At 74.1% G+C, this 13,730-nt stretch carries 14 protein-coding genes; 12 read left to right on the top strand and 2 right to left on the bottom strand.

Annotation, left to right across the window (positions count from 1 at the left end; translation table 11 throughout):
• The first annotated feature begins 57 nt into the window (after positions 1–57).
• From ACWGKT_RS26035 to ACWGKT_RS26045, 3 genes are read left to right on the top strand one after another with little or no spacing between them, the layout of a single operon-like run.
• Entirely contained in the window at positions 58–2,010 is a 1,953-nt protein-coding gene (locus ACWGKT_RS26035; RefSeq protein ID WP_453275595.1) for a prolyl oligopeptidase family serine peptidase, read from the top strand.
• The gene (locus ACWGKT_RS26040) at positions 2,007–2,933 is read left to right on the top strand and encodes a S66 peptidase family protein (protein ID WP_453275596.1); all 927 of its coding nucleotides are present in this window, start codon (positions 2,007–2,009) and stop codon (positions 2,931–2,933) included. The genes ACWGKT_RS26035 and ACWGKT_RS26040 overlap by 4 nt, the downstream gene beginning before the upstream one ends.
• Before the next feature lie 41 nt (positions 2,934–2,974).
• Positions 2,975–3,520, top strand: a complete 546-nt coding sequence (locus ACWGKT_RS26045; protein ID WP_356146474.1) for a GNAT family N-acetyltransferase — start codon at positions 2,975–2,977, stop codon at positions 3,518–3,520.
• On the opposite strand, the gene ACWGKT_RS26050 is transcribed toward ACWGKT_RS26045, so the two are convergent.
• On the bottom strand, positions 3,498–3,845 hold the full coding sequence (locus ACWGKT_RS26050; RefSeq protein ID WP_453275597.1) for a DUF6204 family protein: 348 nt from the start codon (positions 3,843–3,845) through the stop codon (positions 3,498–3,500). The two genes, ACWGKT_RS26045 and ACWGKT_RS26050, sit on opposite strands and share 23 nt — an antisense overlap.
• Before the next feature lie 195 nt (positions 3,846–4,040).
• Here ACWGKT_RS26050 and ACWGKT_RS26055 point away from each other — a divergent pair, with 195 nt between their 5' ends.
• Together ACWGKT_RS26055 and ACWGKT_RS26060 are read left to right on the top strand one after the other, a co-directional pair.
• Complete coding sequence (locus ACWGKT_RS26055; RefSeq protein WP_453275598.1) at positions 4,041–6,002, top strand: DUF5107 domain-containing protein; 1,962 nt, start codon at positions 4,041–4,043, stop codon at positions 6,000–6,002.
• Positions 6,003–6,121: 119 nt separating this feature from the next.
• Complete coding sequence (locus tag ACWGKT_RS26060) at positions 6,122–7,354, top strand: M48 family metallopeptidase (RefSeq protein ID WP_453275599.1); 1,233 nt, start codon at positions 6,122–6,124, stop codon at positions 7,352–7,354.
• A gap of 11 nt (positions 7,355–7,365) precedes the next feature.
• Here ACWGKT_RS26060 and ACWGKT_RS26065 read toward each other — a convergent pair whose 3' ends face one another.
• On the bottom strand, positions 7,366–7,713 hold the full coding sequence (locus ACWGKT_RS26065) for a VOC family protein (protein ID WP_453275600.1): 348 nt from the start codon (positions 7,711–7,713) through the stop codon (positions 7,366–7,368).
• 98 nt (positions 7,714–7,811) lie between these two features.
• Between ACWGKT_RS26065 and ACWGKT_RS26070 the strand changes: the two genes are divergently transcribed.
• The 7 genes from ACWGKT_RS26070 (at position 7,812) to ACWGKT_RS26100 (ending at position 13,730) form a co-directional block, all read left to right on the top strand.
• The gene (locus tag ACWGKT_RS26070; RefSeq protein WP_453275601.1) at positions 7,812–8,246 is read left to right on the top strand and encodes a phage holin family protein; all 435 of its coding nucleotides are present in this window, start codon (positions 7,812–7,814) and stop codon (positions 8,244–8,246) included.
• A gap of 167 nt (positions 8,247–8,413) precedes the next feature.
• Positions 8,414–9,823 (top strand): NAD(P)/FAD-dependent oxidoreductase, encoded by a 1,410-nt coding sequence (locus tag ACWGKT_RS26075; RefSeq protein WP_453275602.1) that lies wholly within the window; start codon positions 8,414–8,416, stop codon positions 9,821–9,823.
• Positions 9,820–11,667: a transketolase gene (locus ACWGKT_RS26080; RefSeq protein ID WP_453275603.1), complete on the top strand. Its 1,848-nt coding sequence runs from the start codon at positions 9,820–9,822 to the stop codon at positions 11,665–11,667. The genes ACWGKT_RS26075 and ACWGKT_RS26080 overlap by 4 nt, the downstream gene beginning before the upstream one ends.
• 118 nt (positions 11,668–11,785) lie before the next feature.
• A complete protein-coding gene (locus ACWGKT_RS26085) occupies positions 11,786–12,214 on the top strand; it encodes a gas vesicle protein GvpO (protein ID WP_453275604.1) in 429 nt (142 codons plus the stop codon).
• Positions 12,215–12,275: 61 nt separating this feature from the next.
• Positions 12,276–12,695, top strand: coding sequence for a gas vesicle structural protein GvpA (locus ACWGKT_RS26090; protein ID WP_453275605.1), 420 nt, complete (start codon positions 12,276–12,278; stop codon positions 12,693–12,695).
• Positions 12,692–13,468 carry a GvpL/GvpF family gas vesicle protein gene (locus tag ACWGKT_RS26095; protein ID WP_453275606.1) on the top strand — a complete coding sequence of 259 codons (777 nt, stop codon included), beginning with the start codon at positions 12,692–12,694 and terminating at the stop codon, positions 13,466–13,468. The genes ACWGKT_RS26090 and ACWGKT_RS26095 overlap by 4 nt, the downstream gene beginning before the upstream one ends.
• Position 13,469: 1 nt before the next feature.
• Positions 13,470–13,730 (top strand): gas vesicle protein GvpG, encoded by a 261-nt coding sequence (locus tag ACWGKT_RS26100; protein WP_453275607.1) that lies wholly within the window; start codon positions 13,470–13,472, stop codon positions 13,728–13,730.

Genomic DNA, 13,730 nt, shown 5'->3' on the forward strand with positions numbered 1-13,730 from the left:
CCGGCCGTGTGCTGGGCATGATCCGGGAGGACAGTGCCCCGGAAGGTGGGAGACGACGTGCGGACCCTGGCGTACGGTTCCTGGCCCTCGCCCATCGACGCGGCGCTGGCCGCCGCGCACGACGGGCACCCCGAGTGGGTGGGCTTCGTCGGCGACGAGACGTGGTGGACCGAACCCCGGCCCGAGGAGGGCGGCCGTCGCACGCTCGTGCGGTGCCGCGCGGACGGCACCGAGGAGTCGGTGCTGCCGGCGCCGTGGAACGTGCGCAGCCGGGTCATCGAGTACGGCGGGCTGCCCTGGGCCGGCACGGTGGTGGACAGCCGGCCCCTGGTGGTGTTCACGCACTTCGCCGACCAGCGGCTGTACCGGTACGAACCCGGAGGCCGGCCGCGCCCGTTGACGCCCGTGTCCGAGGTGGGCGGTGGACTGCGCTGGGCGGAGCCGCTGTTGGACCTGGAGCGCGGTGAAGTGTGGTGCGTCCTGGAGGAGTTCACGGGCGAGGGACCCGGGGACGTGCGCCGCGTCCTGGCGGCGGTGCCGCTGGACGGATCGGCGGCATCGGATCGGGACGCCGTGCGGGAACTCACCGACGCACGGCACCGGTTCGTGACCGGCCCGCGGATCTCGCCCGACGGGCGCCGGGCCGCCTGGCTGGCCTGGGACCACCCGCGGATGCCCTGGGACGGCACGGAGCTGGTCCTGGCCGACGTGGGCGCCGACGGCAGGCTGCACGGGGCGCGGACGGTCGTCGGCGGCCCCAAGGAGTCCGTCGCGCAGGTCGACTGGTCGGCCGACGGGCGGCTGCTGTACGCCAGCGACCGCAGCGGCTGGTGGAACCTGTACCGCGACGGCCGGCCGCTGTGCCCGCGCGAGGAGGAGTTCGGCGGACCGCTGTGGAAGCTCGGCCACCGCTGGTTCGCCCCGCTGGACAACGGACTGATCGCCGTCGTGCACGGCCGCGGGGCCACTGCCCTCGGGATACTGGATCCCGAGACCGGCGAGGTCGTCGACGCGGCCGGCCCCTGGACGGAGTTCGCGCCCACCCTCGCGGCCCACGGCGAACGGGTCGTCGCCGTCGGCGCCAGCCCGCGCACCGCCCACGAGGTCGTCCAGCTCGACACTCGCACCGGCCGGGCCCGGGTGACCGGCGCCCGGCACACCGACCCGGTCGACCCCGCCCACTACCCGGAACCGCAGATCCGCGTCTTCACGGGCCCCGCCGGACGCGAGGTGCACGCCCGCGTCTACCCGCCGCACCACCCCGGCTGCGTCGCCCCCGGCGACGAGCTGCCGCCGTACGTCGTGTGGGCGCACGGCGGACCCACCAGCCGGGCGCCCCTGGTGCTGGACCTGTCGATCGCCTACTTCACCTCGCGCGGCATCGGGGTCGCCGAGGTCGACTACGGCGGCTCGACCGGGTACGGCCGGGAGTACCGGGACCGGCTGCGCGAGCAGTGGGGCGTCGTCGACGTCGAGGACTGCGCGGCGGTGGCGCAGGCCCTCGCCGCCGAGGGCACCGCCGACCGCGCCCGGCTCGCGATCCGGGGCGGCAGCGCGGGCGGCTGGACCACCGCCGCGTCCCTGACCACCACCGACGTCTACGCCTGCGGCACGATCATCTACCCCGTCCTCGACCTCACGGCCTGGGCCTCGGGGGAGACCCACGACTTCGAGTCGCGGTACCTGGAGAGCCTGGTCGGACCGCTCGCCGAGGTCCCGGCACGGTACGCGCAGCGGTCGCCCGCCGCGCACGCCGACCGGATCACCGCGCCCTTCGTCCTGCTCCAGGGCCTGGACGACGTCATCTGCCCGCCCGCTCAGTGCGAGCGCTTCCTCGCCCGGGTCAAGTGCCGGCAGGTGCCGCACGCGTACCTCGCCTTCGAGGGCGAGGGGCACGGGTTCCGGCGGGCCGGCACCCTGGTGCGCGCGCTGGAGGCAGAGCTCTCGCTGTACGCTCAGGTGTTCGGGCTGACCCCGCCCGGAGTACCGACGCTGGAGCTGGCCCCGTGAAACCCCTCGTACGACCGTCCCGGCTGGCTCCCGGCGCCCGGGTGGCGGTCGTCGCCCCCAGCGGACCCGTCCCCGAGGAGCGGCTGCAGGCCGGACTCGACGTGCTGCGCGGCTGGGACCTCGACCCCGTCGTGGCCCCGCACGTGCTCGACCGGCACGGCACGTTCGCGTACCTGGCCGGGACCGACGCGGACCGCGCCGCCGACCTGCAGAACGCCTGGTGCGATCCGTCCGTGGACGCGGTGCTGTGCGCCCGGGGCGGGTACGGGGCGCAGCGGATCGTGGACCTGCTCGACTGGACGGCGATGCGGGCGGCCGGGCCGAAGGTGTTCGTCGGCTTCAGCGACATCACGACGCTGCACGAGGCGTTCGCCACCCGCCTGGGACTCGCCACGCTGCACGGGCCGATGGCGGCCGGGATCGACTTCATCAAGAACGCGCGGGCCCAGGAGCACCTGAAGGCCACCCTCCTCGCCCCGGAGACGGTCCGGGTGATCGCCTCCGGCGGCACGGCCCTGGTCCCCGGCCGGGCCCGGGGCGTCACCCTCGGCGGCTGCCTGGCCCTGCTCGCGTCGGAACTCGGCACCCCGCACGCCCGGCCGTCGGCGCGCGGCGGGCTGCTGTGCCTGGAGGACGTGGGCGAGGAGACGTACCGCCTGGACCGCTACCTCACCCAGCTCCTGCGCGCGGGCTGGCTGGACGGGGTGCACGGCGTGCTGCTCGGCTCCTGGGAACAGTGCGACGCCCTGGACCGGGTGCGCGCCCTGCTCGTCGACCGCCTCGGTCCGCTCGGCGGCGTGCCCATGGTGGAGGAGTTCGGCTTCGGGCACTGTGCGGGGGCGCTGACCATCCCCTTCGGCGCCGCGGCCGAACTGGACGCGGACGCGGGCACGCTGACCCTAGACGAGCCGGCACTGCGCTGACCCGCCCGCCGCGCAGGACCGGTGCGGCGTAGGGTGGCCGGATGCCGCACACCACGTCCCGCTTCCTCGCCGAAGGCCCCCGTGTGGGCATACGCCACTTCACCTACGCGGACGGCGCCGAGTTCACCGCCCGGGCCCGGGAGTCCAAGGACCTGCACCACCCGTGGCTCTTCCCGCCGGCCACCGAGGAGGCCTACGCCGCGTACGCGGAGCGGCTGATCGAGGACCCCGAGCGGGCCGGGTTCCTGGTCTGCGAGAAGGACGACGGGGCCGTCGCCGGGTTCATCAACATCAACAACATCGTCCGGGGCGGCTTCCAGAGCGGGGCCCTCGGCTACGGTGCCTTCGCGCACGCGGCCGGGCGCGGGCTGATGCGCGAGGGCCTCGACCTGGTGATCGGGCACGCCTTCGGGCCGATGCGGCTGCACCGGCTGGAGATCAACGCGCAGCCCGGCAACGCCGCCTCCGTCGCCCTCGCCCGCGGCGCCGGCTTCCGGCTGGAGGGCTTCTCGCCGAACATGATCTACATCGACGGGGCCTGGCGGGACCACGAGCGGTGGGCGATCACCGCCGAGATGCGGGCTTGACGTTGATCTTCATGGTGTCGAGGTCGGTGACGGTCGACTTCAGACCGGTGAAGCCGTAGCCCAGTGTGCGCAGCGCGGTCTCGGCGCGGTCCTCCGCGATCGCCGCCGCCATCTCCTCGCCGTCGGCCGCGTCCGACACCACCACGTACCGCATCGAGAAGTGCTTCAGCGGCGACGGCTCGTAGGACAGCGAGCCCTCCTCGGTGAACCGCATGCTCGTCAGCCCGTGGTCCGCCGCCTCGGCCAGCAGCCGTGCCCGCGCCTCGTCGGTCAGCCCGTCCCAGGTGCCCCGGACGATGACCCGGTAGGTGTGCCGCTCGCTCATGCGCCGTTCCGTTCTTCACGCGATCCGATGGACGATCGACTCTACGGCCGGGTGTTGCGGCCGCACACCGAATTACTCCCCGCCCCGCCGCGTCGCGCCCCGCCCCACCGGCCCGCCCGGAGCCCGCCCGCACGGCGGCCTTTGCGCAATCCTGACCGGCAGATCCCCTGGCCGGTTCGCCGGGCAGCGGTTTCCATGGTGATCGTGACGACGATCCGACGTGAGGTACTGACGCTGCCGGCAGCGGAGTTGGGCACGGACAACCCCCTGCCCGCGCTGCGGCCGCTCGACGAGGTCCACCGCATCGAGGACCGGGACCGGGAGGACCTGCCGCGCGACATGGCCCGGCAGCTCTCCTGCGCCCCGCTGCGCAGCCTGCTGCCGGTCCGCGTGCGGGACGGCTACGGCAGGACCCGCGCGCCCCGCCCCGTCGACGCGCTGGTGATCGAGAACGACCGGCTGCGCGCCACCGTCCTGCCCGGCCTCGGCGGCCGGATCGCCTCCCTCGTCCACCTGCCGACCGGCCGCGAACTCCTCTACCGCAACCCGGTGTTCCAGCCCGCGAACTTCGCCCTGAACGGCGCCTGGTACTCCGGCGGCGTCGAATGGAACATCGGCGCCACCGGCCACACCACCCTCTCCTGCGCCCCGCTGCACGCCGCCCGCGTCCCGGCCCCCGACGGCGGCGAGATGCTGCGCCTGTGGGAGTGGGAGCGGCTGCGCGACCTGCCCTTCCAGGTCGACCTGTGGCTGCCGGAGGGATCCGACTTCCTGTACGCCGGCGTCCGCGTCCGCAATCCGCACGAGCGGCCGGTGCCCGCCTACTGGTGGTCCAACATCGCCGTGCCCGAGGACCGCCGGGTCCTCGCCCCCGCCGACGAGGCGTGGCACTTCGGGTACGAGCGCAGGCTGCGCCGGGTGCCGGTCCCCTCGGACGACGGCATCGACCGCACCCACCCGATCGACAGCCCGTACGCCGCCGACTACTTCTACGAGGTGCCCGACGGACGGCGCCGCTGGATCGCCGCGCTCGACGCGGACGGGCACGGGCTGGTGCAGACCTCCACCGACGTGCTGCGCGGCCGCAAGCTGTTCATCTGGGGCGCCGGGCCGGGCGGTCGGCGCTGGCAGGAGTGGCTCACCGAGCCCGGCACCGGCGGCTACTGCGAGATCCAGGCCGGGCTCGCCCGCACCCAGCTGGAGCATGTGCGGCTGGAGGCGGAGAGCGAGGTGTCCTGGCTGGAGGCGTACGGACCGCTCGACGCGCCCTCGGCGGGGGAGTGGGCCGAGGTCGTCGGCGCGGCCGAGGAACGGCTGGCGGCGGTCCTGCCGCGGGCCGCCGTCGAGGCCGCCCACGCGGCCTGGAAGCCGTACGCCGACACCGAACCCGGCGAGACGCTGGCCACCGGATCCGGCTGGGGCGCGCTCGAAGTGCTGCGCGGCGGCTGGAAGCTGCCCGGCACCCCCTTCGACGAGGCCACGCTCGGCGACGCCCAGGAGCCCTGGCGGGAGCTGCTGCGCTCCGGGTCGCTGCCCGAACCGCGCCGGGTGCGGCCGCCCGGGGAGACGCTGGTCGCCCCGCACTGGCGGGACATGCTGGAGACCGCGCCCGCCACCCCGCTCACCGAGTACCACCTCGGCGTGGCCCAGTGGCACGCCGGTGACCGCGCCCAGGCCGTGCGCAGCTGGGAGCGGGCCCTTGCCCTCGCCCCCTCGCTGTGGCCCCTGCTGCGCTGCCTGGCCGTCGCCGACCAGGCGTCCGGCCACCACGAGCGGGCCGCCGACCGGTACACGGAGGCCTTCGACGACCTGTGCCACGAGCGGCGCGACGACGGCGAGCTGTGGACGGCCGCCACCGCCGCCCTGGGCCGCGAGACGCTGGAGGCGCTGCTCAGGGTCCGGCGTGCGGCGGACGCGCGGTCCGTGTGGGAGCGGCTCCTGCCCGCGGTCCGGCGGCGGGGCCGGTTCCGGCTCCTGGAGGCCGAGTTGCTGCTCGCGGAGGGCCGGTCCGAGGCGGCCCGGGCCGTCTTCGACGACGGCTTCGAGGTGGCCGACCTGCGCGAGGGCGCGGAGACGGTCGGACGGCTGTGGGCCCGCCTGAGCGACGCGCCGCTGCCCGACCGCTACGACTTCCGCATGCGGCCGGACGCGCCCTGAGACGTAGGGGAGTTGGTACCGCTCCGGGCGAACCGGACGCCCGCCCCATCACGTCGCCGACAGCACCCGGGACATCCGGGACCGGCGGGAACATCCGGGGCCGGCGGGGAGGGACCGTCATGGGGGAACCGACGCAGAACTGCCCGCAGTGCGGGGCGCCCCAGCCCGTCGACGAGGGCTACCCGGCGTGGTGCGCCGCCTGCGACTGGAACGTGGCGCCCGAACTGTTCGTCTACGGCGTCGGCGGCACCGCGACCCTGCGCCGCGAACTCGCCGGCCGCGGTGCGGCCGCCGTGTTCGAGGAACTGGCCCGCGACGGGACGGTGGGACGACGCCCCCGGCTGACAGCGGCTCATGTCGCCTCGTACGCACTGGCGTTGCTCGTGCACGGCTCCTCGTCGGCGCTGCTCGCCCTCGGCGCCTGGCTGATCGCCCGCGGCTGGCCGAACCCCCTCGCGGTCGTCGCCGGCGCCGTGCCGGTCCTGCTCTTCCCGGTACTGCGGCCCCGGTTCCCCCGGCTCACCACGGCCCTGCCCCGGCTGCACCGCGCGGACGCGCCCCGGCTCTTCCGGCTCGTCGACGCGGTCGCCGGTGAGCTGGGCACGCGGGGCGTCGACGTGGTGGTCGTCGACCCCTGGTGCAACGCCGCCGTCACTTCCTACGGCGTGCGTCGCCGCGTCCTGCGCCTGGGGCTCGGGCTGTGGTACGTGCTCACGCCGCAGCAGCGGGTCGCGCTCCTCGGGCACGAGCTCGGTCACTTCGCGAACGGCGACACACGGCACGGCCTCACGGTGGGCACCGCGCTGCACACCCTGCGGGTGTGGGAGTACCTGCTGCGCCCCGAGCGCGCCCGCCACCATCCGGTCCGGGCCCTGCTCACCGTCCCGCACCACGCGGCCCGGTCGGCGCTGCGCCTCCTCGACCGCCTCGCGGTGCACGGCTTCCCGCGCCGCGAGTACCTCGCCGACGACCTGGCCGCGCGCGTCGCCTCCACCGAGGCGGCGCTCGGACTCACCGAGACGCTGCTGCACGCGGGGCGGGTGGAGGACGAGCTGCGGCGGCTGGCACGGGAGGGCGGGGCGCCGTACGACGAGCGGCTGTGGTCACTGCTGGCCGACCGAGTGGCCGCCGTCCCCGCGCGTGAACGCGAACGGCTGCGCCGGGTCAGCGAGTTGACCTGGACGCAGGTCGACGACACCCATCCGCCCACGCATCTGCGCCTGGCCCTGCTCGCCCGGCGCGGCCCCGGCGCGCCGGGCGTCGTCTGCGAGGCCCGGACCGCTCGAGCCGTCGAGCGCGAGCTGCGGCCGGCGGCACGGAGCCTGGCGCGCGCGGTCGCGCGGGGCGCCTGATCGCGCTCCCGTCAGCCCCGCTGGTCGACGTACTCGAAGACCGCCCCGTCCGGATGCATCGCCAGCAGATTGCGGCCCACCGGCGTGGGAACCGGCCCCGCGAGAATGTGCGCGCCGAGCTCGGTGAGCGTGCGGTGCGCCTCCTCGACGTCCTGCACGGCGATCGTCGCGGCCACCTTGCGCAGCACCTCCAGCTCCGCCTTTGGACCGCTCATCAGCAGGAACGAACCGACCGCGGCGACCTGCACACCACCACGGTCGAATCGGAGGGCTCTGCCGCCCGCGAGGCGTTCGTAGAAGGGGATCGTGGCTTCGAGGTCGTCGACGCAGATGCGCAGCGAGGCGCCCAGAATCTCCATGCGGACGAGCCTAGACCGTGGCCGCGCGCGGGCCACGGGTCGGTGCACCACCGGGACGCCTCGCGTTATGCATAGCTATGTGCGGGTACGCGGGGAGCATGAAGCCCTTGGATCATCTTGAGCATCTGGACAAGGAGCTGGTCGACGAGCTGGCCCAGGTGGCACGGGAGACCGTGCGCGACGAGCTGCGTGAGCAGACCCGCAAGCAACGCCGTACGGCCATGCTGTACGGCGCGTCCGGCGCCGTCGCCCTGTACGCGGGTGGGGCCCTCGCGCTCGCCCTGGGGCTGGCCCTGGCGACCGGCCTCCCCGGCTGGGCGGCGGCGCTGATCACGGCGGCCATCCTCGGCGTCGTGGCCTACGCGCTGCGCAGCGCGGCCCGCCCGAAGCACGCGCACGCCCCGGCCCACGTCATCGGCGGCACCCCGCCCGCCGGACCGCCCGGCGGACTGGGCACGCCGTACCCGCCCATGCCGACGATGGCCCCGCGCGAGGACGGCATCGACCCCGAGTCCCCGCACCACCGGGCCTGAGGAGGACCCTCTCCAGCACGACGGCGGGCCATCGGCCCGCCGTCGTCGTGTCTCGGCGGGCCGGGGCGCCCGCCGCCGCGCCGAAACAGCCCGCTTCGCGGCGTTTGGAGGTTCGGACCAGGGGGACGCGGTAGGCCTCGGACGAGCCACACCGCCGGAGGCGTCCTGTGAGTCGACCCCGCATCGTGATCGTCGGTGCCGGCTTCGCCGGGTACCGGACGGCTCGCGCCCTGGCGCGGGCGAGCCGGTACAAAGCCGACCTCACCCTGCTGAACCCGACCGACTACTTCCTGTATCTGCCCCTGCTGCCCCAGGTCTCCGCCGGGATCCTGGAGCCGCGCCGGGTCACCGTCTCCCTGAGCACGCTGCGCGGCGTACGCCTGCTGCTCGGCGAGGCGGACCACGTCGACCTCGACGGCCGCACCGTGCACTACACGGACCCCGAGGGCGCGAGCGGTACCCTGCCGTACGACCGGCTGGTCCTCGCCGCGGGCAGCGTCAACAAGCTGCTGCCGATCCCCGGTGTCGCCGAACACGCGCACGGCTTCCGCGGCCTGCCCGAGGCGCTGTACCTGCGCGACCACGTGACCCGGCAGATGGAGCTCGCCGCCGCGGCCGACGACCCCAAGGGCGCCGTCGCGCGGTGCACCTTCGTCGTGGTCGGCGCCGGCTACACCGGCACGGAAGTGGCCGCTCAGATGCAGTTGTACACCGCCGAAATGGCCCGCAGACGGCCTCTGCCGGGCGGCGTGCGGCCACGCTGGATGCTGCTCGACATCGCGCCGCGCCTGCTGCCCGAGCTGGACGAGCGGCTCTCGCGCACCGCCGACCGCGTGCTGCGCCGGCGGGGCGTCGAGGTGCGGACGGGGACGTCCGTGCGGGAGGCAACCCACGACGGAGTGCTGCTCTCCGACGGCGAGTTCGTCGAGACGCGGACGCTCGTGTGGTGCGTGGGCGTACGGCCCGATCCGCTGGTGGAGGCCACCGGACGGCCACTGGAGCGGGGACGGCTGATCGTCGACCCGTACCTCCAAGTGCCCGGCAGCCCCGAGGTGTTCGCCTGCGGTGACGCGGCCGCCGTGCCCGATCTGAACCGGCCCGGGACGTTCACCCCGATGACCGCCCAGCACGCCTGGCGGCAGGGCCGGGTCGCGGCGCACAACGTGGCCGCCTCGCTCGGCATCGGCGAGCGCCGCCCGTATCGCCACCGCGACCTGGGCTTCCTCGTGGACCTCGGTGGCGTCCAGGCCGCCGCCGACCCGCTCGGCATCGCCCTGTCCGGCCCGCCGGCCGGCGTCGTCACCCGCGGCTACCACCTCGCGGCGATGCCGGGCAACCGCGTACGCGTCGCCGCCGACTGGGTCCTGGAGGCCGTACTGCCGCGCCAGGCCGTCCAGTTGGGACTCGTCCGGTCCTGGTCGGTGCCCCTGGACACGGCGTCCCCGGAACTGGCCCGGGTGGCGGGCGGGCCGTGGCGGTCGGACCGGCAGCCCGCGCCCACCCCGACCCCCACCGAGCACCATCGCGGCCCCGGGCCCGTGAAGCGCTCCGACATCCCCGCCGAAGGAGACTCATGAACACCGACAAACTCGCGGAACTCGCCCAGCAGTTGCGCGTGGACAGCGTGCGGGCCGCCGCCATGGCGGGGTCCGGGCACCCCACGTCCTCGATGTCCGCCGCGGAGCTGATGGCCGTCCTGCTCGACCGCCACTTCCGCTACGACTTCGAACGCCCCGCCCACCGGGCCAACGACCGCTTCGTCCTCTCCAAGGGACACGCCTCACCCCTGCTGTACGCCGTGTACAAGGCGGTCGGCGTCATCGACGACGCCGAGTTGAACACCTACCGCAAGCTCGGCAGCCGGCTGGAGGGGCACCCGACCCCCCGGCGGCTGCCGTGGGTGGAGACCGCCACCGGCTCGCTCGGTCAGGGCCTCCCGGTCGGCGTCGGCATCGCGCTGGCCGGCAAGCGGCTGGACCACATCGCGTACCGCGTATGGGTGCTGTGCGGGGACAGCGAGCTGGCCGAGGGCTCCGTGTGGGAGGCCGTCGAGCACGCCGCGTACGAACACCTCGACAATCTGACGGCCATCGTGGACGTCAACCGGCTCGGCCAGCGCGGCGCCACCCGGCACGGTCACGACCTGGACGCCTACGCCCGCCGCTTCCAGGCCTTCGGCTGGCACACCGTGGAGATCGACGGGCACGACGTGGACGCCGTCGACCGCGCCTACGGCGAGGCCCGGTCCACCCGCGGGCAGCCCACCGTGATCCTCGCCCGCACCCTCAAGGGCAAGGGCGTCGCCGCCGCGCAGGACCGCGAGGGGCTGCACGGCAAGCCGCTGCAGGATCCCGAGGAGGCGATCGCCGAGCTCGGCGGCTCGCGCGACCTGCGCATCCGGGTGCAGGAACCGCCCGTAGCCCGCCTGCTGCACTCCGTGCCCACCAACGCGCTCGTCCTCCCGCCGTACGAGAAGGGCGACGAGGTCGCGACCCGCGACGCCTTCGGCGCGGCGCTCGCCGCGCTCGGCAACGCCCGCGGCGACATCGTGGCCCTGGACGGCGAGGTCGGGGACTCCACCCGTACCGAACTCTTCGCCAAGGAGCACCCCGACCGCTACTTCGAGTGCTACATCGCCGAACAGCAGCTGGTCGCCGCCGCCGTCGGCATGGCCACGCGCGGCTGGGTGCCCTACGCCGCGACGTTCGCCGCCTTCCTCACCCGCGCCCACGACTTCGTGCGCATGGCCGCGATCAGCGGCTCCGGCATCAACCTCGTCGGCTCCCACGCGGGCGTCGCCATCGGCCAGGACGGGCCCTCGCAGATGGGTCTGGAGGACCTGGCGATGTTCCGGGCGCTGTACGGCTCGACCGTGCTGTACCCGTGCGACGCCAACCAGACCGCGAAGCTCGTCGCCGCCATGTCCGGCCTGGACGGCATCCGCTACCTGCGCACCTCGCGCGGCAAGAGCCCGGTGATCTACGGCCCGGACGAGGAGTTCCCGGTCGGCGGCTGCAAGGTGCTGCGCTCCTCCGAGGAGGACCGGCTGACCGTGGTCGCGGCCGGTGTCACCGTGCGCGAGGCCCTGGCCGCCGCCGACCTCCTCGCGGAGGAGGACATCGCGATCCGGGTCATCGACCTGTACTCGGTCAAGCCCGTCGACCGGTCCACGCTGCGGCAGGCCGCCGAGGAGACCGGCTGCCTGGTCTCCGTCGAGGACCACCATCCCGAGGGCGGCCTCGGGGACGCCGTCCTCGACGCGTTCCTCGACGGCGGGCCCGTCCCCCGCCTGGTCCGGCTCGCCGTCCGGACGATGCCCGGTTCGGCCGCCCCCGACGAGCAGATGCACGCCGCGGGCATCGACGCCGACGCCATCGCGACGGCCGGCCGGCTGCTGGTGGAGGAGGCGATCGTGCGGTGACGACCGAGGCGGCGCGGCCCTCGGATCCGGCCTGATGCCGAGCGTGCGCGTTGCGTGGTTGGGCCACGGACGAAGGTTTGAGCAGGGGCCTGATGGCCACTCGCACACAGAGGTGGCCATGACGAACACAAGGAACACACCACAGACACAGCGTTCACGGAACGCGCAGGAACCGACGCGGGAAAAGGAACCGACGCGGGAAAAGGAACCGACGCGGGAAAAGGAACCGACGCGGGAACCGCGCAAGAGTGGCGAGACCCAGGCGGCAAAGGACCGGCCGAGCCCGACGGAGGTGCTGCGCCAGGCGCGCGGCCAACTCGCGGAGCTGACCGGCATGGCCGCCGAGTCCGTGTCGTGCTTCGAGCAGACGGAGGACGGCTGGGCGCTGGAGATCGAGGTCCTGGAACTGCCCAGGGTCCCCGACACGATGAGCCTGATGGCGAGCTACCAGGTCGAACTGGATCCGCGCGGTCAGCTCACCGGATACCGGCGTGTTCGCCGCTACGAACGCGGTCGCGCCGAGGCACACAGGCCCGGCGGCCGCTAGGCCGCCCACCCGCGGCGACACCCGCGGCAGACACATCCACGGAAGAGGAGGCGTGAGCGGCATGACCGTTGTCCCGGCACAGCAGGCCGGCGGTGGAGGCAGTGGAAGCCTCTACGACGTTCTGGAACTCGTCCTCGACAGGGGTCTCGTCATCGACGCCTTCGTGCGGGTTTCCCTGGTCGGCATCGAGATCCTGAAGATCGACGTACGGGTCGTCGTGGCCAGCGTCGACACGTACCTGCGCTTCGCCGAGGCGTGCAACCGGATGGACCTGGAGGCAGGTCCGCACAAGACCCCGGGGCTGCCGGACATCGTCGGGGAGGTGACCGAGTCCGGCGCCCGAGGCAAGTCCAAGGGGGCGCTGTCCGGCGCCGCGCAGACCGTCTCGGACGCCTTCCGGCAGGCACGCGAGGAAGGCGAGGCCGAGTCCCGGCCGCGGCCTCGTAAGACGTCCGCGCGCAGGAGGGAGGAGCAGGAATGAGCACGTACGTCTACGGAATCACGGCGCACGCGCATCCCGCGCTTCCGAAGGACATGGGCGGCGTCGGCGATCCGCCGCGTCCGGTGCGCTTCCTGGAGGAGGCCGGCCTGGTCGCCCTCGTCAGTGACGCCCCGGAGGACCTGCGCGCCAAGCGCCGGGAACTGCTCGCCCACCAGAACGTGATCGCCGAGGCGGGCGCGGCCGGTTGCGTGCTGCCGATGCGTTTCGGCAGCGTCGCCCCGGACGACGCCACGGTCACCGGCGTGCTCGCCGAGCGCGCCGAGCACTACCGGGAACGCCTGGACGCGCTGGAGAACAAGGTCGAGTACAACGTCAAGGCGAGCCACATCGAAGAGGCCGTCCTGCACCGCGTGATGGCCGACAACCCGGAGATCCGCGCCCTGACCGAGGCCAACCGGCAAGCCGGCGGCGGCACCTACGAACAGCGCCTGCGGCTGGGCGAGATGGTGGTGGCCGCCGTACAGGCCAAGGAGGCCGAGGACGCCACCGCGGTGGAGCGCGCGCTGGAACCGGTGGCCAGCGCCGTGAGCGTGGGCCCCGGCTCCACCGGCTGGCTGGCCAATGTGTCCTTCCTGGTGGACCGGGGGTCCGCCGAGGACTTCATGGCCGCCGTGCAGCGGGCCCGCGAGAGCCTGAGCCACCTGGAGCTGCGGGTCAACGGACCGCTGCCGCCGTACAGCTTCGTGGAGCCCGGCCCGGCCGAGCCCGCGGGCACCACGGCGGGCGGCGGCCTGGAGCACGAGGAGAAGTGAGATGGCTGGGCTGTTCGGCGAGATCCTGCTGCTGCCGTTCGCTCCGGTGCGCGGCGCCGGCTGGGTGATCGAACAAGTGATCCGGGAGGCGGAGCGGCTGTACTACGACCCGGCCGCCGTGCGGGCCGAACTCGCCCAGCTCGAAGAGCGGTTGGCGGCGGGCGAGATCGACGAGGAGGAGTTCGACCGGGTGGAGGACGAATTGCTCGACCGGCTGGAGATCGCTCTGCGCCGGGGTACGGAGACGGACCAGGGGACGTGA

The sequence above is a fragment of the Streptomyces sp. NPDC054794 genome, from assembly GCF_053611585.1.